The sequence below is a fragment of the Nocardioides massiliensis genome, assembly GCF_030811215.1.
GTDB lineage: Bacteria > Actinomycetota > Actinomycetes > Propionibacteriales > Nocardioidaceae > Nocardioides_A > Nocardioides_A massiliensis.
The window spans coordinates 1,953,157-1,972,203 of the sequence record NZ_JAUSQM010000001.1; the positions used below are offsets into that span (position 1 = coordinate 1,953,157).

Consider the following 19,047-nt stretch of genomic DNA (forward strand, 5'->3'; position numbering starts at 1 on the left):
CTCAGCCCATGGACTCCAGCGCCGATGTCGCCCGCTCGCTGGTGCTCTTCGTCGCCGCGGCGATCGCCGAGATCGGCGGCGCCTGGCTGGTGTGGCAGGGGGTGCGGGAGCACCGGGGATGGCTGTGGATCGGCGCCGGCGTGATCGCGCTGGGGATCTACGGCTTCGTCGCGACCCTGCAGCCCGACGCCAACTTCGGGCGGATCCTGGCGGCGTACGGCGGGGTGTTCGTGGCCGGCTCGTTGGCGTGGGGGATGGCGCTCGACGGCTTCCGCCCCGACCGCTGGGACGTCACCGGCGCGCTGATCTGCCTGGTGGGCGTCGCCGTCATCATGTACAGCCCCCGCGGCGCATGACGCGGACGGCGCGGGCGGGCCTGGCCGCCGTCCTGGCGGCGGTCGCACTCGCCCCGGCTGCGGCCGCGACTGCGCAGCCGGCGGCGGAGGAGCGTGCTGCCTTCACCGACGAGCGCATCGACGAGTCGAGCGGGCTGGTCGACCTCGGGGACGTCGTTGTCACGGTCAACGACTCCGGCGACGACGCGATCGTCTACGTCGTCGACCTCACGACCGGTGACACGGTCGGCACCACCGTCTTCGCCGACTCGGTCGTCGACGTCGAGGCGCTCGCGCCGGCCGGGGACGTCGACGGGGAGCCGACCGTGTGGGTGGGCGACATCGGCGACAACGCCGGGCGTCGCCCCGACATCCGGCTCTACCGCGTGCCGGTCGGCCGCGGTGACCGCGAGGTGGCCGCGCCGGCGTACCGCCTGGTCTACCCCGACCGGGCGCAGGACGCCGAGACGTTGCTCGTCCACCCCGACACGGGGCGGGTCCTCATCGTCACCAAGAGCCTCTTCGGCGGCACGGTCTACGTCGCGCCGAAGCAGCTGCGCACCGACCGGCTCAACCGGTTGCGGCCCGTCACGCGGGTCAGCGGGTTCCTCACCGACGGTGCCTTCTGGCCCGACGGGCGCCACGTGGTCCTGCGCGACTACGGCGCGGCCAGCCTGCTGACCTACCCCGGGTTCGAGCGGCTGGGGGAGATCGCGCTGCCGGAGCAGGAGCAGGGTGAGGCGATCTCGGTCGGGGCCGACGGCCGGGTGCTGGTGTCGACGGAGGGGAGGTACTCCGTCATCCACGAGGTGCGGCTGCCGCCCGCGCTGGTGCCCTCGACCGAGCCGGGACTGGAGTCGGTGGCCGAGCCGGAGTCGGTGACCGACGACGAGGAAGCCGAGTCCGCAGCTGCGCCGGAGGTCGACCCCGCCACCGGCCTGCTCGACGGCCCCGCCGTCCCCGTGGCCGTCACCCTGGCCGGCCTGCTCATCGTCGGGCTCGTGCTGCGCCGCCGATCCTGACACTCCCCTACGTGAGCGTCGTCCGCGGTTGCGCGGAGCAACGCTCACGTAGGGGAGTGACGGGGAGGGGCGGGCGTTTCGGCGGGCCCGTGGCGGGGGACCTCCACGCCATGGTCCGGTTGCGCACGGTGTCGGCGAACTCGAAGGGGTGGACGCGCCGGCGTGCGGGCCGGGGGTTCGTCTACCTCGACGCCGACGGCACTCGGCTGCCGCCCGAGGCCGTGGAGCGCATCCGCGCCCTCGTGATCCCGCCCGCGTGGCAGGACGTGTGGATCTGTCCCCACGCCAACGGCCACCTGCAGGCGGTCGGCACCGACGCGGCCGGGCGGCGGCAGTACCTCTACCACCCCGAGTGGCGGGTACGCCGTGACCTGGCGAAGCACGAGCGGGTGGCCAAGGTCGCCCGCCGGCTGCCCGCGGCGCGCGAGGCGATCGCGCTGCACCTGGCGCTGCAGGGGATGCCCCGCGACCGCGCGGCTGCGGCCGCCGTACGCCTGCTGGACCTGGGCTACTTCCGCATCGGCAGCGACTCCTACACCGACTCGTTCGGGTTGACCACGCTGCGCCGCGAGCACGTACGCCGCCGCAACGGCGCGCTCGTCTTCCAGTTCGTCGGCAAGTCCGGCATCGAGCACCGGGTGGAGATCGACGACCTGCCCGCGGTCGAGGCAGTCGAGGTGATGCGCCGCCGGCGCGGGGGAGACGACCGGTTGCTCGCCTACAAGGACGGTCGGCGCTGGGGTCCGCTCGACGGCCCGAGCGTCAACAGCTACCTGCGCGAGATCGTCGGCGACGAGATCACGGCGAAGGACTTCCGGACGTGGCACGCGACCGTGCTGGCCGCCGCGGCGCTGGCCGCCAGCGACGAGCACGGCGAGAGCGCGGCGTCGCGCAAGCGCGCGATCCGTGGGGCGATGGTCGAGGTCGCTGAGTACCTCGGCAACACCCCTACCGTCGCCCGCAACTCCTACGTCGACCCGGCAGTGATCGACCTCTACGAGGACGGCGTCACGATCGAGGCCGCACTGCGCCGGGCGCCGGAGGACCCGGCGCTGCGGCAGGCCGCGCTGGAGCGCGCGACCCTGCGGTTGCTCAAGCAGGCGCCGGAAGCGCTGCGACGACGTGCTCGACGCATCGGGTGAGGGCGACGACGTCCTCGGGGTCGATCGCCGGATACATCGCGATCCGCAGCTGGTTGCGCCCGAGCTTGCGGTAGGGCTCGGTGTCGACGATCCCGTTGGCGCGCAGGACCTTGGCGACCTCGGCGGCGTCGATCGACTCGTCGAGGTCGATGGTGCCGATGACCAGGGAGCGGTCGGCCGGGTCCGTGACGTACGGCGTGGCCCAGTCGGTGCGCTCCGCCCAGCCGTAGAGCGCGTCTGAGCTGCGCGTGGTGCGCTCGACCATGCCGGCCAGTCCGCCGTTGGCGTTCATCCAGTCCAGCTGCTCGGCCATGAGGAAGAGCGTGGCCACCGCGGGGGTGTTGTAGGTCTGGTTCTTGCGCGAGTTGTCGATCGCGGTCGGCAGGTCGAAGAACGCCGGGATCCACCGGTCGCTCGCCGCGATCTGCTCGGCCCGCTCGAGCGCGGCGGGCGACATCAGGGCCAGCCAGATGCCGCCGTCGGAGGCGAAGCACTTCTGCGGGGCGAAGTAGTAGGCGTCGACCTCCCGCACGTCGACCGGCAGACCGCCGGCGCCCGACGTGGCGTCGATCAGCACGAGCGCGTCGTCGCCCGAGCCCGCGACCTGCTCGACCGGCGCCATGACCGCGGTGGAGGTCTCGTTGTGGGCCCAGGCGTAGACGTCGACGCCCTCCTCGGCGACCGGGCTCGGCCGGCTGCCCGGCTCCGAGCTGATCACCGACGGGTCGGCGAGGAACGGCGCCTGCTTCGCGGCGGTGGCGAACTTCGAGGAGAACTCCCCGAAGGTCAGGTGCTGGCTCTTCTCGCGGATCAGGCCGAAGGTCGCGATGTCCCAGAACGCCGTCGCGCCCCCGTTGCCGAGCACGACCTCGTAACCCTCGGGCAGGTCGAACAGCGCCGCGAGACCCTCGCGCACGCGTCCGACGACGTTGCGCACGGGCGCTTGCCGGTGCGAGGTGCCCATGAGGGACTCGCCCGTCGCGGCCAGCGCCTCGAGCGCGGACGTGCGGATCTTGGACGGCCCGGCGCCGAAGCGGCCGTCGGCGGGGAGCAGGTCGGTGGGGATCACGATGTCGTTCGTCATGGCGCGGTTATCGTCTCACCCGCTTCCCAGCCCTGAACGAGAGGAACGCTTGATGGACCTGCGCCCGTCCCGGCTCAGCGACCCGCACGCACTCGAGCTGATCGCGCGCGTCCAGGCCGAGTACGTCGAGCGCTACGGCGGCGAGGACGAGGCGCCGATCCGCTACGACGAGTTCGACGCTCCGGCAGGGGCGTTCTTCATCGGGTACGCCGACCTCGGTGCCGGGCCCGTCCCCGTGGCGATGGGCGGCTGGCGGCGTGCGTCGACCCAAGCGCTCGGCGGGCGCGAGGTCGCCGAGATCAAGCGGATGTTCGTCGACGCCGCGGCCCGACGGCGCGGGTACGCCGCCGCGGTGCTGCGCCACCTGGAGCAGACCGCGGCCGAGGCCGGGATCGACGTGCTGGTGCTGGAGACGGGGCTGCGCCAGCCGGAGGCGATGGCGCTCTACGAGGCCCACGGCTACGTCCCGATCCCGGGCTACGGCTACTACCGCGACGCACCGCTCTCGCGGTGTTACGCGAAGAAGTTGGCGAAGTCCTAGAACACGTTCTCGTCCTGGTGTTGGGTGGGGCCTGTGACCAGCACCTTCTTCGTCCTGCGCTACGACTTCCGTGCCCCCGGCGTCTCCCGCTCCGAGCGGCAGGAGCTCTACGCCCGCGCGCTCGAGCAGGCCCCGTACGTCGAGCAGCACGGCTTCGGCGGCGTGACGCTGTCGGAGCACCACGCCTCCGACGACGGCTACCTGCCCAGCCCGATCCCGGTGGCGTCGGCGGTGGCGGCGGTGACCTCGACCATCCCGATCTCCATCTCGGCCCTGCTGGCGAACCTCTACGACCCGGTCCGGCTGGCGGAGGACATCGTCGTGCTCGACCACCTCAGCGCCGGGCGGGTCAGCTACACCTTCGGTCTCGGCTACCGCCCTGAGGAGTACGCGCACTTCGGTCGCGAGTGGTCCTCCCGCGGCCGCGCCATCGAGCAGCAGCTGACCGTGCTGCTGCAGTTGCTCACCGGCGAGGAGGTGGAGGTCGACGGACGGCGCGTGCGGGTCAGCCCGCCGCCGTACTCCGACCCGCACCCGGTCTTCCTGTACGGCGGAGGCACCCCGGCCGCCGCGCGGCGCGCCGCCCGTCTCGGCATGCACTTCTCCCCCCAGCAGGCCGACCCGGCGCTCAAGCAGCTCTACCGCGACACCTGCGCGGAGCTGGGCCGCAAGCACGGCTTCGTGATGATGCCTCCCGAGGGACCGGCGGCGGTGTTCTGCAGCGAGGACCCCGACCGGTTCTGGGCCGAGCACGGCCGGCACCTGCTCGCCGACGCCCAGGGCTACTCCCGGTGGAGCGGGGCGCACCAGCATCACGTGCGCGATGACTCGGGCACGGTCGCCGAGCTGCGTGCCGCCGGGCGCTACGTCGTCGGCACCCCGGACGAGCTGATCGCCCGGGGCCAGGCCGGCACCCTCCCGCTGGTCACCGCCCACGCTGCCTGTGGCGGGCTCCCTGCCGAGCCCTCGTGGGAGAGCCTGCGGCTGCTCGCAGAGAAGGTGAAGCCCGCGATCGGCTAGCGGTGTCGGCTCAGGACTGCGCCCAGGCGTCGTCCCAGCCCTCGATGTCCTCAGCGGGCCGCGGATCCGGTCCGGTGTAGATCGCGGAGGGCCGGATCAGCCGGCCGGTGCGCTTCTGCTCGAGGATGTGGGCCGACCAGCCGCCGGTGCGGGCGCAGGTGAACATCGAGGTGAACATGTTTGACGGCACCTCGGCGAAGTCCAGGACGATCGCGGCCCAGAACTCGACGTTGGTCTCCAGGACGCGGTCGGGGCGGCGCTCGCGCAGCTCGGCGAGTGCGGCCTGCTCGAGCGCCTCGGCGACCTCGTAGCGCGGGGCGGCGAGCTCGCGCGCCGTACGCCGCAGCACCCGCGCACGCGGGTCCTCGGCGCGGTAGACGCGGTGCCCGAAGCCCATCAATCGCTCACCGTTGTCGAGCAGCTCCTTGACGTAGGCACGGGCGTCGCCGCGCTCCTCGACGTCGCGGATCATCCCGAGCACCCGCGAGGGTGCGCCGCCGTGCAGCGGGCCGCTCATCGCACCGATCGCGCCGGAGAACGCCGCAGCCACATCGGCGCCGGTGGAGGTGATGACCCGGGCGGTGAAAGTGGAGGCGTTCATGCCGTGCTCGGCAGCCGAGCTCCAGTAGGCGTCGATGGCCTTGACGTGGGCGGGGTCGGCCTCGCCCTTCCAACGGATGAGGAACTTCTCCGCCAGCGTCGTGCCCTCGTCGACGATGCGCTGGGGGACCACGGGCTGGTGCAGGCCGCGCGCGGACTGGGCGGCGTACGACAGCACCATCACCGCGACGCGGGCGAGGTCCTCGCGGGCCTGCTCATCGCTGATGTCGTAGGTCTGGCCGAACCCGAACGCCGGGGCCAGCATCGCGATCGCGGCCTGGACGTCGACGCGGACGTCGCCGGTGCGCACGGGGATGTTGTAGGCCTCCGCCGGCGGCAGCCCGGGGGTGTAGGTGCCGTCGATGAGCAGGCCCCAGACGTTCTCGAACGGGACCCGGCCGACGATGTCCTCGATGTCGACACCGCGGTAGCGCAGCGCGGAGCCCTCCTTGTCGGGCTCGGCGATGTGGGTCTCGAACGCCACCACGCCCTCGAGTCCGTGCTGCACTTCGGTCATCGTCACTCCTTCGTCCTGGTTGCTCGGCATTGTGCCCCGACCGGTTGTGCCGCGCATCACCAGGCCTACGCCCCGAGGCGGGGCTAAGTTCGTCGTCATGGCAGGTCCCGCACCCGACCCGACGCTCACCGCCCGCCTGCAGGCCCTCCGTGAGGAGTACGCCGCGGGCGGACTCAGCGAGGACGACCTCGCGCCCGACCCGCTGACGCAGTTCGCCCGCTGGTTCGACGACGCGCTCGCCGCCCGCGAGCTGGGTCTGGTCGAGCCGAACGCGATGGTGCTGTCGACCATCGGGCCGACGGGCGAGCCGGAGTCGCGCACGGTCCTGCTCAAGGGACTCGACGAGCGCGGGTTCGTCTTCTTCACCAACCACCGCTCGGCGAAGGGCAACCAGCTGAGCGCCGACCCGCGGTGCTCGCTGCACTTCGGCTGGTACGCCCTGGAGCGCCAGGTCCGCATCGTCGGCGAGGCCGAGATCATCGACCGCGCGGACACCGGGGCCTACTTCGCCACCCGCCCTCGGGCCTCACAGATCGGGGCGTGGGCGAGCCCGCAGTCCCGGTTGGTCGAGAGCCGGGAGGCGCTGCAGGCGGCGTACGACGAGACCGCGCGCGAGTACGGCGGACTCGACGGCACCGACCCCATCCCGGCGCCGCCGCACTGGGGTGGCTACCGCGTGCTGCCGAGCAGCGTCGAGTTCTGGCAGGGCCGGGTCGGACGCATGCACGACCGTCTGCGCTATCACGACTTCGACGGTGCCTGGGAGGTCGAGCGGCTCGCGCCGTGACCGGCTCAGTACCGGAACGTCGCCAGAGCCTGCTCGTTGAGCTCGCCGAGCGTCCTCAGCACCCCACCGTTGCGGAGGGTGGCGAGGAGTGCGCCGTTGGCCCGCTCGCGTGAGCCGGCGTCGGTGATGTGCTCGTCGTCGCGCGGGAGGAAGAGCGTGTCGACGCGACCCTCCTCGGCGGCGCGCAGGATCTCCGCGAGGTCGAACGACCCCTTGCCCGCATGTGCCAGGGACTTCGCGTCGTCCTGCTCCTCCGCCTCGCGTACGACCTCGTGGGCGTTGACGAGCCGCCAGGCGGCCGACCGCAGGTCGTCGGGCAGCGTGTGCTCGGGGTTGCCGGGGATGACGTCGTCGAAGATCGCAGGGTAGGGACAGGCCTCCGTGAAGATCGGAAGGTACTCCGCCACGGTGGCCAGCACGAGCAGCTGGGAGCGCGCGGTGCCGAGGCGAGTGCCCACCGCCTGTCCCACCGCACGGATGAACTTCTCGAGCAGGATGCGGTCCACGTCGCCGTCGGGTCCCTGGTAGCTCGCGGTGCCGGCCGGCCCCGCTGACCCCGTGCGCACATCGACGACGCGCTCGGGGAGCTCGTCGATGACGTCGTCGAACGAGGCCGGGATGCGCTCGAGCGGCAGTTCCTCGATGACGTTGCGCGTCGAGTCGAAGAGCCGGACGGATCCCTTCGCGAGCGCGAGCACGTAGACCTTGCGGTCACTCGCCAGGACCGGGGCGAGGGGCAACAGGTTGAACCGGTCCCCGACCGTGACCTCCTCCGTGAGCTCCACCGGCACGCGTACGGCCCGGAAGAAGCCGTCGGCCAAGAACACGACGAGGCTTCGGCTCTGCAGCCGCCAGTAGGAGGAGTCAGCGAGCAGCGCCGCGACGGGCGACAGCAGGTCGTCGACCTCATTCTGGCGCCGTCCCTGCTCCAAGAGGCGATCCGTCGCCTCGCGAAGCTGGTTCTTGAGGGTGAGGATGGAAGTCGCGTCGCTCTGCCCGGTCACGTCGGTCGGGACGACGAAGGTGAGCTTCACTCCGTCGGCATCCTGCTGTTGCAGCACCGCAGTGAAGTCGAGTCGGTCGACGGTTCCCTGGTTGTTGCGCGTCATGAAAGTTCACGCTCCTCGCGTTGCTCGTCCGGCAGCGTCCGCGACTCGGTACGTCGTGCGTCGCGCGCTCGGGCCGGTGGGTCCCAACCTACGGGGGAGGGAAAGTGCACGGGACCGCCTGCGCGGTCGAGCGGCTCGCGCCTTTAATCCCTTGTGACGGCCTCCCGGGCGACCTAGATTTGTGGCACACGGGAAAGGAGGTGGTCCGAAGTTGAATTCTTCGAGGACGCGTGAGGTGGCTGCCGGCTAGTTCGGCCCCCGCGCAACACCAGCAGTAGCTGGCCGGGTCCGAACCCGGCCGAATCCACAGCAGTCACCCGACCCGCGGGCGCCCGGGGCACGTCCCCCCGGACGGTGCGACAGCACCACGCCCGCGGGTCGCTGCGTGTCAGGACACTTGTGTCCGTTGCCCTTCACGAGGGAGCCGACACGCAACCGAGACGCAACGAACCCCGCGGCGATGCCGCGGGGTTCGTTGGTGCAACGGGTCGAGCTCAGTCGCTCTTGAAGGCGTCCTTGACCTTCTCGCCGGCCTGCTTCAGGTTGCCCTTCGCCTGGTCGACCTTGCCCTCGGCCTCCATGGACTCATCGTCCGTGGCCTTGCCGTAGGACTCCTTGCCCTTGCCCTTGAGCTCGTCTGCCTTGTTGCTCAGCTTGTCGTCGAGACCCATCACTGCCTCCTCGCATGTCGGGGATGGGGACGGCGATGCGTGATCGCCACCCTCAGCGTGCCCTGGACCGGGCACCGGAAAACGTGACTCGGGCCGCGTCTAGCATGTGAGCGCTCCGCCACACGGTCGGAGCCCGCCGCGTTAGCTCAGTTGGTAGAGCAGTGCTCTTGTAAAGCGAAGGTCGCCGGTTCGAGTCCGGCACGCGGCTCCGATGGTTGCGTGGCTGCTGGTGCGGGCACGCCCCTGACGTGGCATCCTCCGCAGATCCGTCGTACCCCGATCCCGTGCGCTGGGCCGTCGACGATCGCTCGCCGACGCTCTACACGCGGGTCTACCGCGCCTTGATGTGGGCGCGCCGCGACAAGCTGGCCTTCGAGGGAGCCGACCACACGCTGCGCGTGGCCCGCGAGCAGCAGGCGAAAGGTGACGCGCCGCCCACGCGCTGGACCCGCTGGGTCCGCCGCGTCGAGGAGCGCCGGACGGACGACCTGCGGGTCTGGACGGTCGCCCCGCGCCGGAGCACGCCGGTCGCGCGGGTCGTCTACCTGCACGGCGGCGGCTACGTGCATCCCCTGACCGCCGACTACTGGCGCCTCGTGCGGGCTCTGACCTCGGCCCGTGCGCCGGCGCCGGCCGAGGTCGTCGTACCCGCCTATCCGCTCGCGCCGGATGCCACGATCGACGACGTGCTGCCGCAGCTGGTGCGGTTGTACGCCGAGGTCGCGGGTGCGGATCCCCGCGTGCCGCTGCTGCTCATGGGCGACTCCGCCGGGGGAGCGCTGGTCCTCGTTGTGGCCGCCGCCCTGCGCGACGCCGCAGAGGACGGGGACGCCACGACCGTGCCGCGGGCGCCAGTAGGGCTCGTGCTGCTCTCGCCGTGGCTCGACGGCACCCTGGACGAGGATGAGGTCGCCGACCTCGAGGCGAGCGACCCGATGCTGGCCGAGAGCGGGTTGCGTGCCGCTGCGAGCTGGTGGGCGGGCGAGCGCGGTCCCGCGGACCCCCTCGTCAGTCCCGTCAACGGTCGGGTCCTCGACCTCCCCCCGACCGACGTCTTCACCGGTGCCCACGACATCCTGCGTCCGGCGATCGACCGGCTCGCCGACGTGGCACGTCGCGACGGGCTGGCACTGCACGTGCACGAGGTGCCGGCGATGTTCCATGTCTGGATGACCCGCGCGATGCCGGAGGCGCGACGCACCCGAAATGAGCTCGCTGCACTCGTGGCAAGTCGTTGCGCGCCCGAAACACGACCGAAGCACCCGCGGAACCCTGGCGGCGCACAGTGGGACCCGCTCGGCTCGGCGCAGCGTGGCGTGGGAGGGGTCGGGAGACGCGGACGTGGAGGTGCGAGATGTTGTGGAGGGTGCGGACGACGCTGGAGGACCGCCCGGGCGCGCTGGCGCGGCTGGCGCAGAGCTGTGGGGACCACGGGGCCAACATCCTGGCGCTGCAGATCTTCCCCGGGTTGGAGGGCGTGACCGACGAGCTCGTGCTGTCGACGCCCGCGGGCTGGGCCCCGGACTACGTGGCTGCGCTGGTGACCCGCGCCGGCGGACGGGACGTGATCGTGCGTACGGCGCCCGAGCGCGCGCTCGTCGACGAGCCGACGCGCTATCTGCAGGCGGCACGGCAGGTGCAGGAGGGACTCGTGCCCGTCGAGGAGGTGCTCGCGCACCTGCTCGAGGCGACTCCCGTCCACGAGGGCCAGGGGGACGACCCCCACGACGACGGCAGCACGCTGGTGGTCGAGGCCGGCGGCATCGCGGTGCGGCTGCGGCGCGCGGAGGAGTTCACCGCCACCGAGCACGCCCGGGCCGCCGCGCTCGCCGCCGTCGCCGACGCGGCGGAGGCGGTCCGGACGCCGGACCCGGTGCCCGGTGAGGTCGACGCGGCGCGGCTCGTCCTGCGCGCCGCCACGCTCGCCGACCACCCCGCCCTGCAACGGATGCACGCGCGCTGCTCCGCGCGCACCGTCTACCACCGCTACGGCGTACCCCTCTTGCGGCTGACCGACCGACTGGCCCGCCACCTCACGGGTGGCGACGCGGTCCTGGCGGTGGTGGCCGAGCCCGACGGGAGCGAGGAGGTCGTCGGCATCGTCCAGGTCGTCCGTCGTGGCGGCGGCACCACGCCGGAGCTGACCGTCCTGGTCGAGGACGAGTGGCAGCGGCGCGGTGTCGGCACCCGGCTGACGCGTGCCGCGCTGGCCCAGCTCGGGACCGAGGGCTACCGCGAGGTCGTGCTGCGGGGTCAGGTGGACAACCCCGGTCTGGTGCCGCTCGTCACACGGCTCGGCGTACGAGTCCGGGTGCGGGTCGCGGGCGACGACGTCACGGTCCTGCTGGGCATCGCCGGGGAGGTCGAGCGTCTCGGGACGCCGGCGTCGCAGGACTTGGTCCGCGGCTAGACTTCCAGGCACCACGCTGCCTGTTGTGAAGGACGCCATGAACGCGCTCTCGAGCCCCGAGCCTGGCCTTCCGCCGGGTGTGCCCGACAAGTTCGCCGCGCTGGGGTTGACCTACGACGACGTCCTGCTCCTGCCGGGCTACTCCGACCTCGCCCCCGACGAGATCGACACGACCTCGCGGCTGACGCGGGAGATCTCGCTCAAGGCGCCGCTGATCTCCGCCGCCATGGACACCGTGACGGAGTCGCGGATGGCGATCGCGATGGCGCGCCAAGGCGGCATCGGCGTGCTCCACCGCAACCTGTCGATCGAGGACCAGGCCTACCAGGTCGACCTCGTCAAGCGGACCCAGACCGGGATCATCTCCAACCCGGTCACCATCGGCCCCGACGCGACGCTCGAGGAGCTCGACCAGATCTGCGGCGAGTACCGCGTCTCCGGCCTTCCGGTCGTCGACACCGACAACCGCCTGCTCGGCATCATCACGAACCGCGACCTGCGCTTCACCCCGGTCAAGGAGTGGGCGAGCACCAAGGTCGTCGAGATGATGACGCCGATGCCGCTGATCACCGGCCCCGTCGGGATCAGCCGCGAGGACGCGACCGCGCTGCTGCGCCAGCACAAGCGCGAGCGGCTCCCGCTCGTCGACGACGACGGTCGCCTGGCCGGTCTCATCACCGTGAAGGACTTCGTGAAGTCGGAGCAGTTCCCGAACGCGTCGTACGACGCCGACGGGCGCCTGCTCGTGGGTGCCGCGGTGGGCTACTTCGGCGACGCCTGGGAGCGCGCGACCACGCTGGTCGAGGCCGGCGTCGACGTGCTCGTCGCCGACACCGCCCACGGGCACGTGCGCTTGCTGCTCGACATGGTGCGCCGGCTCAAGACCGATCCCGCCACCCGCCACGTCCAGGTCATCGGCGGCAACGTCGCCACCCGCCAGGGAGCGCAGGCGTTCGTCGAGGCCGGCGCCGACGCCGTCAAGGTCGGCTTCGGTCCGGGCTCGATCTGCACCACGCGCGTCGTCACCGGCGCCGGCGTCCCCCAGATCACCGCCGTCTACGAGGCGTGGACGGCAGCCTGCGAGGCGGGCGTGCCCGTCATCGCCGACGGTGGTCTGCAGCAGTCGGGTGACATCGCCAAGGCGATTGTCGCCGGCGCGGAGACGGTCATGGTCGGCTCGCTGCTGGCTGGGTGCGAGGAGTCGCCCGGCGAGCTGGTGTTCGTCAACGGCAAGCAATACAAGGCCTACCGCGGCATGGGCTCGCTGGCGGCGATGAGCAGCCGGGGCAAGAAGTCCTACTCCAAGGACCGCTACTTCCAGGCCGAGATCACCAGCGACGACCAGATCGTGCCCGAGGGCATCGAGGGTCAGGTCGCCTACCGCGGGCCGCTCGCCGCCGTCGCCCATCAGCTGATCGGTGGCCTGACGCAGTCGATGTTCTACGTCGGTGCCCGCAACATCGCCGAGCTGCAGGAGAAGGGTCAGTTCATCCGGATCACGGCGGCCTCCCTGAAGGAGAGCCACCCGCACGACATCCAGATGACCGTCGAGGCGCCGAACTACATCACCCGGTGACCCCCGACTCCGCCGACGTCGACCTCGCCGTCGCGCTCGTGCGCGACGCCGTGGAGCTGGCCGCGCGCATCCGCTCCGAGGGCGACCTCGACGTGGAGCGCAAGACCTCGGTCTCCGACGTGGTCACCGAGGCCGACCACGCCGCCGAGCGGCTGATCGTCGAGCGGCTCCAGGAGGAGCGGCCCGACGACGGCGTGCTGGGCGAGGAGGGTGCCGCCTCGGCGGGGACGTCGGGGCGGCGCTGGGTGATCGACCCGGTCGACGGCACCTACAACTTCACCCAGGGATCCGACTACTGGTGCTCGGCGGTGGCGCTGGTCGACGGTGACGAGCTGCTGCTCGGCGCGGTGGCGCACGCCGCGAGCGGGCGCGTGGTCGTGGGCGGGCCGCAGCTGCCGACGACGGCCGACGGCGAGCCGGTGCCGCAGCTGACCGACCGCGCCATCGACCAGATCAGCGTCGCGACGTACCTCCATCCGTTGCGTGTCTCCGACGACAGCCTGCGCGAGCCGTTCCTGCGGGCGGCGTGCCTGCCCGCGACGATGCGGATGCTCGGCAGCGGGTCGATGGACATGATGGGCGTCGCCACCGGCGCACTGGGCTGCTTCCTGCAGGCCCGCACGCCGCCGTGGGACTGGCTGCCGGGCGCGGCGCTGGTCCTCGGGGCAGGTGGGGTCGCCGAGCTGGTCGACGTCGAGGGGCACCAGTGGGGGCTGGCCGGGCCACGGAGCGCGGTCGACTCGCTGGTCCGGGCGCTGGCCGCTGCCGAGGCCCACTAGCCTGGGGTGGTGACCGAGATCGAGATCGGCCGTGCCAAGCGCGGACGCCGCGCGTACTCCTTCGACGACATCGCCATCGTCCCGAGCCGTCGCACCCGCGACCCCGAGGAGGTGAGCGTCGCCTGGCAGATCGACGCCTATCGCTTCGAGCTGCCGATCCTGGCGGCGCCGATGGACTCGGTGATGTCGCCCGAGACCGCGGTCGCGCTCGGTCAGCACGGCGGGCTCGGCGTGCTCGACCTCGAGGGCTTGTGGACGCGGTACGACGACCCCACCGACCTGCTCGCCGAAGTGCGCAGGCTCGACGCCGCCGAGGCGACGGGCCGGATGCAGCAGATCTATGCCGAGCCGATCAAGCCCGAGCTGATCACCGCGCGCCTCAAGCAGATGCGGGAGGCCGGGATCACCGTGGCGGGCTCGCTCTCGCCGCAGCGGACCAAGGAGTTCGCCAAGGTCGTCGTCGACGCGGGCGTCGACATGTTCGTCATCCGCGGCACGACCGTCTCCGCCGAGCACGTCTCCGGCCAGGCCGAGCCGCTGAACCTCAAGGAGTTCATCTACGAGCTCGACGTGCCCGTGATCGTCGGCGGTTGCGCGACCTACCAGGCCGCGTTGCACCTCATGCGCACCGGTGCCGCGGGCGTGCTCGTCGGCTTCGGTGGCGGTGCCGCCCACACGACCCGGTCGGTGCTCGGCCTCGCGGTGCCGATGGCGTCCGCCGTCGCCGACGTCGCGGCCGCCCGGCGCGACTACCTCGACGAGTCGCAGGGGCGCTACGTCCACGTCATCGCGGACGGCTCCATCGGGCGCTCCGGCGACCTGACGAAGGCCATCGCCTGCGGCGCCGACGCCGTGATGATCGGCTCGCCGCTCGCGCGGGCCACCGACGCGCCGGGCCAGGGCTTCCACTGGGGCTCGGAGGCCTGGCACTCCGAGCTGCCGCGTGGCCAGCGGGTCGAGATCGGCACCGTCGGCACGCTCGAGCAGATCCTCTTCGGTCCCTCGCGGGTGGCCGACGGCACCATGAACCTCGTCGGTGCCCTGCGCCGCGCGATGGCCACGACCGGCTACACGGAGCTCAAGGAGTTCCAGCGGGTCGAGGTCGTCGTCCAGTGAGCGACCGGCGGGCATGACGCTGGTCGTCGCCGCGGGGCAGGCCGAGGCCGTCGCCGGTGACCTGGATGCCAACGTCGGCACCGCCGCTCGGCTCACCCGACAGGCCGGTGACGCCGGGGTGCGCCTGCTGGTGCTGCCCGAGGCGTTCCTGACCGGCTACGCGACGAGCGTCTTCACCGGCGACCTCCCGAGCGAGGACGACCACGCCGGCCCGCTGCTCGATCCGCTGCGGCAGGCGGCCGCCGCGACCGGGGTCACCGTGCTGGCCGGGACCGCGGTCCGCCGTACGCAGGGGGCGAGGTTGGCCCTGGTGCGCGTGCAACCCGACGGCCAGGTCGACCTGCCCTACGACAAGCAGCACCTCGACGCGGACGAGAAGCAGCACTTCGGGGTCGGTGACCACGGCACCTCGCTCACCGTCGACGGCCTCGAGCTCGGCTTGAGCATCTGCTACGACGGCTGCTTCCCCGAGCACGCGCGCGCGGCCGCGGCCGACGGTGCCGTGGGCTATCTCGCCGCGGCGGCGTACTTCGCCGGGGGAGAGCACCGGCGCGACCTCTACTACGCGGCGCGGGCCGTCGAGAACGGGATGTACGTCGTGTTCGCCGGCCTCACCGGACGGTGCGGGGACGCGGAGTTCTGCGGAGGCTCGCCGGTCTACGATCCCGAAGGCAGACCGCTGGCCCGGCTCGGCACGGAGGAGGGGCTCGCGATCGCCACGATCGACCCGGCCCTGGTCGCCGCCACCCGGGCCCGGCACACCATGCTCGCCGACGTCCGTCCCGACCTCGGCGTACGACGTCGCGCCTGAGGCCGGGCCGCCTGAGACCGGCCTGCCAGACTGACGGCATGGGGATCAGCACCGGTGAGGCGTCGGCGCGGTTGAGCCCGCAGACGCGCAGAGCGGCGCTCGAGGCGATGGAGGCCACCGACCTGCACGGGGCCGAGCTCGACGTGCTCGTCGTCGGGGGCGGGGTCGTCGGCGCAGGCACGGCGCTGGACGCCGTGACCCGCGGGCTGTCCGTCGGCCTCATCGAGCAGCGCGACCTCGCCTCCGGCACGAGCAGCCGCAGCTCGAAGCTGGTGCACGGCGGCCTGCGCTACCTGGAGATGTTCGACTTCGGCCTCGTGCGCGAGGCGCTCGAGGAGCGCGGCCTGCTGCTGACCCGGCTGGCGCCGCACCTCGTGCGCCCGGTGCCGTTCCTCTATCCCCTGCACCACCCCTGGCAGCGTCCGTACGTCGGAGCGGGCCTGGCGCTCTACGACACCATGGCCGCGGCCGGGGCGTACCCCCGCGGGGTGCCCACCCATCGGCACCTCGGGCGTCGCCAGGTCGCCCGGATCGCCCCCGACCTGCGCACCGACGAGCTGTCCGGGGCCATCCGCTACCACGACGCGCAGGTCGACGACGGCCGGCTCGTGCTGACGATCGCGCGCACCGCCGCCCACCACGGGGCCCATGTCGCCACCCGCACCCGCGTCATCGGGTTCCTGCGCGAGGGCGAGCGGGTCGTCGGCGTCCGTGCGCGCGACCTGGAGTCGGGCCGCGAGCTCGAGGTGCGCGCCCGGGTCGTCGTCAACGCCGCCGGGGTCTGGACCGACGAGATCCAGGAGCTCGTGGGTGGTCGCGGCGCACTGCATGTGCAGGCCAGCAAGGGCATCCACCTCGTCGTGCCGCGCGACCGGATCCGCTCCGAGGCCGGCTTCATCACCAAGACCGCCACCTCGGTGCTGTTCGTCATCCCGTGGGGGCGGCACTGGATCATCGGCACGACGGACACGCCGTGGGACTTCGACCTGGCGCACCCGGCCGCGTCCAGAGCCGACATCGACTACGTCCTGGACAGCGTCAACGCGATCCTGCGTGAGCCGCTCGGCCACGAGGACGTCGAGGGGGTGTACGCCGGGCTCCGGCCGCTGCTGCGCGGCGAGTCGGAGCCGACATCGCGCATCTCCCGCGAGCACACGGTGGTGACGCCCGTGCCGGGCCTGGTGATGATCGCCGGCGGCAAGCTCACGACGTACCGCGTCATGGCGCGCGACGCGATCGACGCCGCAGCCCACTCGCTGCGGGCGACCGGCAACGTCGAGGTGCGTCCGTCCATCACCGACGAGGTGCCGCTGCTGGGGGCTGCCGGGTTCGCGGCTCGCCGCAACCAGCGCGTGGCGCTGGCGCACCGGCTCGGGATCCACGTGAGTCGCGTCGACCACCTGCTCGGACGCTACGGCACGCTGATCGACGACCTCGTCGAGCTGGTCCGGGCGCGTCCCGAGCTGGCCGAGCCCATCGACGGCGCCGACGACTACCTGACCGCGGAAGTTGTCTACGCCGTCACCCACGAGGGTGCCCAGCACCTCGACGACGTCCTGGTCCGGCGGACGCTGATCTCCATGGAGACCTTCGACCGGGGCGTGCACGCGGCCGAGCCCGTGGCCCGGCTGATGGCCGACGAGCTGGGCTGGGACGCGGCCCGCGTCGCCGAGGAGGTCGACCACTACCTGCGCCGGGTCGAGGCGGAGCGGCTCAGCCAGGAGAAGCTCACCGACCAGGAGGCCGACGAGGCGCTGGTCGGACCGCGGCGCGTGGTCGACGTAGGCCCGGACTCCTGAACCTCAGCCGGGCTGGGTGCGGTAGGCGATCGCCATGCGGATGATGGCGCCGGTGTCGTCGACGGTGAGGTGGTCGAGGGCGAAGGTACGCCGTCCCGCGGTGAGCGCCTCGAGCTCGAAGGCGCAGATCCGGCCGTCGGCGACCCAGCCGCTGCCGGTCATCTCCGGCTTCGCGGGGATGATGAAGGTGCCGTAGAACTCGCGCAGCCGGTCCGCGCCCTCGAACGTCCCCAGCGGGTGGAGCACGACGGCGTCGTCGGCGAACAACGCCAGCAGGCCTTCGAGGTCGCCGGCGTTGATCGTGTCGAGGTAGCGCTGCGCGGCGCGGCGGGCGGGGCTCTCGCTCATGCCGGGCTCCCGGCGCCGACGGGCCGGCGGTCGAGGACGACCTGGAGCCGGCGGATGCCGGTGTGCCGGTTGCTCTGCGTCCACTCCACCGGCGCAGCGAGGCTGATCGCGTCGAAGCGGGGAAGCAGCTCCTCCAGCACCGTGCGGATCTCCAGCCGCGCGAGGCTGGCCCCCAGGCAGAAGTGGATGCCCTGGCCGAACCCCAGGTGGGCGTTGGGAGAGCGGGTCACGTCGAAGGTGTCCGCGTCGGGGAACTGCAGCGGGTCGCGGTTGGCGGACGCCTCCCATACGAGCACCTTGTCGCCGGCGGCGATGGAGCGCCCGCCGAGCTCGCAGTCGACCGTCGCCGTACGCCGCTTGGACGGCGACGGCGTCGTCCAGCGCAGGATCTCCTCGACCGCGCCACCCACGAGCGGCGGGTCCGCGCGCAACGCAGCGAGCTGGTCGGGATGCTCGATCAGCGCGACGAGCCCGCCGGCGATGGCGTTGCGGGTGGTCTCGGCGCCGGCGCTGAACAGCAGGGAGAAGAACAGATAGAGCTCCTCGTCGCTCATCTGCGGCGGGTCCATGTCGGGCAGCGTCGCGTGCACGATCGCCGACAGCATGTCGTCGGTGGGCCGCGCACGTTTCTCCGCGATCACCTGGGTGCCGTAGGCGTGCATCCGGCGCCGCGACTCCAGCTGCTCCTCGGTCGGCGGGTCGAACGACCGGCGCGACCCCTTGAAGTCGAACAACGGCTCCACGACCTCGAAGAGCCAATGGCGCTCGCTCTCGGGGATGCCCAGCAGCAGGCAGATCATCTGCATCGGCAGCTCGGCGGCCACGTCGGTGAGGAAGTCGAACGGCTCGCCGGGAGCCGCGCCGTCGAGCAGCCTCCGGGTGCGCTCGCGCAGGTCCTCCTCGACCCGGGTGATGGTGCGCGGCGTCAGCCCGGCGCTCACGAGCCGGCGGATCCGGTTGTGCCGCGGGTCGTCCATCATGTTCAGCACGCGGCCGGCCATCTCCAGGTCCTGCAGCAGGGTGCCGCCACCGGTGCGCTCGCCGCCGCGCTCGGACGAGAACGTCTGCGGGTCGCGCAGCACCGCCAGCGTCTCGGCGTACGTCGCGACCGACCAGAACCCCTCGCCGTCGGGGGTGTACTCCGTCGGGTCCTGCCAGTGCACGGGTGCCTCGCGCCGGTGCAGCGCGAACAGCGCGTGCGGGAACCCGTCCGCGAAGGTAGCGAGGTCGGTCAGGTCGATGTCGGCCAGGCCTGTCATGTCGTCGGACCCTTCCACCGGCTGCGACCGGTGTCGAGGCTCGTTGCGGTTCTTGGCGAACTCGTTGACAACTAGAACGCGTTCCACCTACGTTCGGCGGACGTGACGCGGGTCACCTCAC

19 protein-coding genes and 1 tRNA gene are annotated in these 19,047 nt (G+C 72.2%); 14 read left to right on the plus strand and 6 right to left on the minus strand.

Features of this window, described 5'->3' with window-relative positions:
- The first annotated feature begins 8 nt into the window (after nucleotides 1-8).
- From J2S59_RS09720 to J2S59_RS09730, 3 genes are all read left to right on the plus strand, one after another.
- Nucleotides 9-356: a YnfA family protein gene (locus tag J2S59_RS09720; protein ID WP_068121232.1), complete on the plus strand. Its 348-nt coding sequence runs from the start codon at nucleotides 9-11 to the stop codon at nucleotides 354-356.
- The gene (locus J2S59_RS09725; protein WP_068121235.1) at nucleotides 353-1,357 is read left to right on the plus strand and encodes a hypothetical protein; all 1,005 of its coding nucleotides are present in this window, start codon (nucleotides 353-355) and stop codon (nucleotides 1,355-1,357) included. Before J2S59_RS09720 ends, J2S59_RS09725 begins: the two co-directional genes overlap by 4 nt.
- Before the next feature lie 89 nt (nucleotides 1,358-1,446).
- Nucleotides 1,447-2,499: a DNA topoisomerase IB gene (locus J2S59_RS09730; protein WP_246360347.1), complete on the plus strand. Its 1,053-nt coding sequence runs from the start codon at nucleotides 1,447-1,449 to the stop codon at nucleotides 2,497-2,499.
- Here J2S59_RS09730 and serC read toward each other — a convergent pair.
- Complete coding sequence (gene serC, locus J2S59_RS09735; RefSeq protein ID WP_068121240.1) at nucleotides 2,450-3,583, minus strand: phosphoserine transaminase; 1,134 nt, start codon at nucleotides 3,581-3,583, stop codon at nucleotides 2,450-2,452. The two genes, J2S59_RS09730 and serC, sit on opposite strands and share 50 nt — an antisense overlap.
- Nucleotides 3,584-3,635: 52 nt before the next feature.
- On the opposite strand from serC, the gene J2S59_RS09740 reads away from it, so the two are divergent.
- Together J2S59_RS09740 and J2S59_RS09745 are read left to right on the plus strand one after the other, a co-directional pair.
- On the plus strand, nucleotides 3,636-4,124 hold the full coding sequence (locus J2S59_RS09740; RefSeq protein ID WP_068121246.1) for a GNAT family N-acetyltransferase: 489 nt from the start codon (nucleotides 3,636-3,638) through the stop codon (nucleotides 4,122-4,124).
- A gap of 33 nt (nucleotides 4,125-4,157) precedes the next feature.
- Complete coding sequence (locus J2S59_RS09745) at nucleotides 4,158-5,144, plus strand: LLM class flavin-dependent oxidoreductase (protein WP_068121248.1); 987 nt, start codon at nucleotides 4,158-4,160, stop codon at nucleotides 5,142-5,144.
- A 10-nt stretch (nucleotides 5,145-5,154) separates the two neighbouring features.
- Here the strand turns inward: J2S59_RS09745 and J2S59_RS09750 are convergent, their stop codons facing one another.
- Nucleotides 5,155-6,261 (minus strand): citrate synthase 2, encoded by a 1,107-nt coding sequence (locus J2S59_RS09750; protein ID WP_068121250.1) that lies wholly within the window; start codon nucleotides 6,259-6,261, stop codon nucleotides 5,155-5,157.
- A 97-nt stretch (nucleotides 6,262-6,358) separates the two neighbouring features.
- Between J2S59_RS09750 and pdxH the strand changes: the two genes are divergently transcribed.
- Nucleotides 6,359-7,048, plus strand: coding sequence for a pyridoxamine 5'-phosphate oxidase (gene pdxH / locus J2S59_RS09755; protein ID WP_068121252.1), 690 nt, complete (start codon nucleotides 6,359-6,361; stop codon nucleotides 7,046-7,048).
- A 5-nt stretch (nucleotides 7,049-7,053) separates the two neighbouring features.
- Here the strand turns inward: pdxH and J2S59_RS09760 are convergent, their stop codons facing one another.
- A complete protein-coding gene (locus J2S59_RS09760; protein WP_068121254.1) occupies nucleotides 7,054-8,157 on the minus strand; it encodes a baeRF3 domain-containing protein in 1,104 nt (367 codons plus the stop codon).
- Between the two features lie 494 nt (nucleotides 8,158-8,651).
- Entirely contained in the window at nucleotides 8,652-8,828 is a 177-nt protein-coding gene (locus J2S59_RS09765) for a CsbD family protein (RefSeq protein WP_068121259.1), read from the minus strand.
- Nucleotides 8,829-8,963: 135 nt separating this feature from the next.
- Here J2S59_RS09765 and J2S59_RS09770 point away from each other — a divergent pair.
- The 8 genes from J2S59_RS09770 to J2S59_RS09805 all read left to right on the plus strand — a co-directional run bounded on the left by J2S59_RS09770 (nucleotide 8,964) and on the right by J2S59_RS09805 (nucleotide 17,319).
- Nucleotides 8,964-9,036 (plus strand) — tRNA-Thr (locus tag J2S59_RS09770).
- A gap of 40 nt (nucleotides 9,037-9,076) precedes the next feature.
- Nucleotides 9,077-10,309: an alpha/beta hydrolase fold domain-containing protein gene (locus tag J2S59_RS09775; RefSeq protein ID WP_181642015.1), complete on the plus strand. Its 1,233-nt coding sequence runs from the start codon at nucleotides 9,077-9,079 to the stop codon at nucleotides 10,307-10,309.
- Nucleotides 10,195-11,238, plus strand: a complete 1,044-nt coding sequence (locus tag J2S59_RS09780) for a GNAT family N-acetyltransferase (RefSeq protein ID WP_181642016.1) — start codon at nucleotides 10,195-10,197, stop codon at nucleotides 11,236-11,238. The genes J2S59_RS09775 and J2S59_RS09780 overlap by 115 nt, the downstream gene beginning before the upstream one ends.
- Before the next feature lie 37 nt (nucleotides 11,239-11,275).
- Nucleotides 11,276-12,814: an IMP dehydrogenase gene (gene guaB, locus J2S59_RS09785; protein WP_306825457.1), complete on the plus strand. Its 1,539-nt coding sequence runs from the start codon at nucleotides 11,276-11,278 to the stop codon at nucleotides 12,812-12,814.
- Entirely contained in the window at nucleotides 12,811-13,593 is a 783-nt protein-coding gene (locus J2S59_RS09790) for an inositol monophosphatase family protein (protein ID WP_068121652.1), read from the plus strand. Before guaB ends, J2S59_RS09790 begins: the two co-directional genes overlap by 4 nt.
- A gap of 9 nt (nucleotides 13,594-13,602) precedes the next feature.
- Nucleotides 13,603-14,709, plus strand: coding sequence for a GuaB3 family IMP dehydrogenase-related protein (locus tag J2S59_RS09795; RefSeq protein ID WP_068121664.1), 1,107 nt, complete (start codon nucleotides 13,603-13,605; stop codon nucleotides 14,707-14,709).
- A 13-nt stretch (nucleotides 14,710-14,722) separates the two neighbouring features.
- Nucleotides 14,723-15,520: a carbon-nitrogen hydrolase family protein gene (locus J2S59_RS09800; RefSeq protein ID WP_068121654.1), complete on the plus strand. Its 798-nt coding sequence runs from the start codon at nucleotides 14,723-14,725 to the stop codon at nucleotides 15,518-15,520.
- Between the two features lie 38 nt (nucleotides 15,521-15,558).
- Nucleotides 15,559-17,319, plus strand: a complete 1,761-nt coding sequence (locus J2S59_RS09805) for a glycerol-3-phosphate dehydrogenase/oxidase (RefSeq protein ID WP_068121655.1) — start codon at nucleotides 15,559-15,561, stop codon at nucleotides 17,317-17,319.
- A gap of 3 nt (nucleotides 17,320-17,322) precedes the next feature.
- Here J2S59_RS09805 and J2S59_RS09810 read toward each other — a convergent pair whose 3' ends face one another.
- Together J2S59_RS09810 and J2S59_RS09815 are read right to left on the minus strand one after the other, a co-directional pair.
- Nucleotides 17,323-17,667 carry a nuclear transport factor 2 family protein gene (locus tag J2S59_RS09810; RefSeq protein ID WP_068121659.1) on the minus strand — a complete coding sequence of 115 codons (345 nt, stop codon included), beginning with the start codon at nucleotides 17,665-17,667 and terminating at the stop codon, nucleotides 17,323-17,325.
- Nucleotides 17,664-18,926 (minus strand): cytochrome P450, encoded by a 1,263-nt coding sequence (locus tag J2S59_RS09815; RefSeq protein ID WP_306825056.1) that lies wholly within the window; start codon nucleotides 18,924-18,926, stop codon nucleotides 17,664-17,666. The genes J2S59_RS09810 and J2S59_RS09815 overlap by 4 nt, the downstream gene beginning before the upstream one ends.
- Between the last annotated feature and the right edge of the window lie 121 nt (nucleotides 18,927-19,047).

What these genes read in the sequence shown, in the direction of transcription:
- J2S59_RS09765 (WP_068121259.1), bottom strand. Translation starts at nt 8,828, where the DNA reads ATGGGTCTCGACGACAAGCTGAGCAACAAGGCAGACGAGCTCAAGGGC.
- J2S59_RS09805 (WP_068121655.1), top strand. Translation starts at nt 15,559, where the DNA reads ATGGGGATCAGCACCGGTGAGGCGTCGGCGCGGTTGAGCCCGCAGACG.
- J2S59_RS09720 (WP_068121232.1), top strand. Translation starts at nt 9, where the DNA reads ATGGACTCCAGCGCCGATGTCGCCCGCTCGCTGGTGCTCTTCGTCGCC.
- serC (WP_068121240.1), bottom strand. Translation starts at nt 3,583, where the DNA reads ATGACGAACGACATCGTGATCCCCACCGACCTGCTCCCCGCCGACGGC.
- J2S59_RS09800 (WP_068121654.1), top strand. Translation starts at nt 14,723, where the DNA reads ATGACGCTGGTCGTCGCCGCGGGGCAGGCCGAGGCCGTCGCCGGTGAC.
- J2S59_RS09760 (WP_068121254.1), bottom strand. Translation starts at nt 8,157, where the DNA reads ATGACGCGCAACAACCAGGGAACCGTCGACCGACTCGACTTCACTGCG.
- J2S59_RS09740 (WP_068121246.1), top strand. Translation starts at nt 3,636, where the DNA reads ATGGACCTGCGCCCGTCCCGGCTCAGCGACCCGCACGCACTCGAGCTG.
- J2S59_RS09725 (WP_068121235.1), top strand. Translation starts at nt 353, where the DNA reads ATGACGCGGACGGCGCGGGCGGGCCTGGCCGCCGTCCTGGCGGCGGTC.
- J2S59_RS09750 (WP_068121250.1), bottom strand. Translation starts at nt 6,261, where the DNA reads ATGACCGAAGTGCAGCACGGACTCGAGGGCGTGGTGGCGTTCGAGACC.
- guaB (WP_306825457.1), top strand. Translation starts at nt 11,276, where the DNA reads ATGAACGCGCTCTCGAGCCCCGAGCCTGGCCTTCCGCCGGGTGTGCCC.
- J2S59_RS09815 (WP_306825056.1), bottom strand. Translation starts at nt 18,926, where the DNA reads ATGACAGGCCTGGCCGACATCGACCTGACCGACCTCGCTACCTTCGCG.
- pdxH (WP_068121252.1), top strand. Translation starts at nt 6,359, where the DNA reads ATGGCAGGTCCCGCACCCGACCCGACGCTCACCGCCCGCCTGCAGGCC.
- J2S59_RS09810 (WP_068121659.1), bottom strand. Translation starts at nt 17,667, where the DNA reads ATGAGCGAGAGCCCCGCCCGCCGCGCCGCGCAGCGCTACCTCGACACG.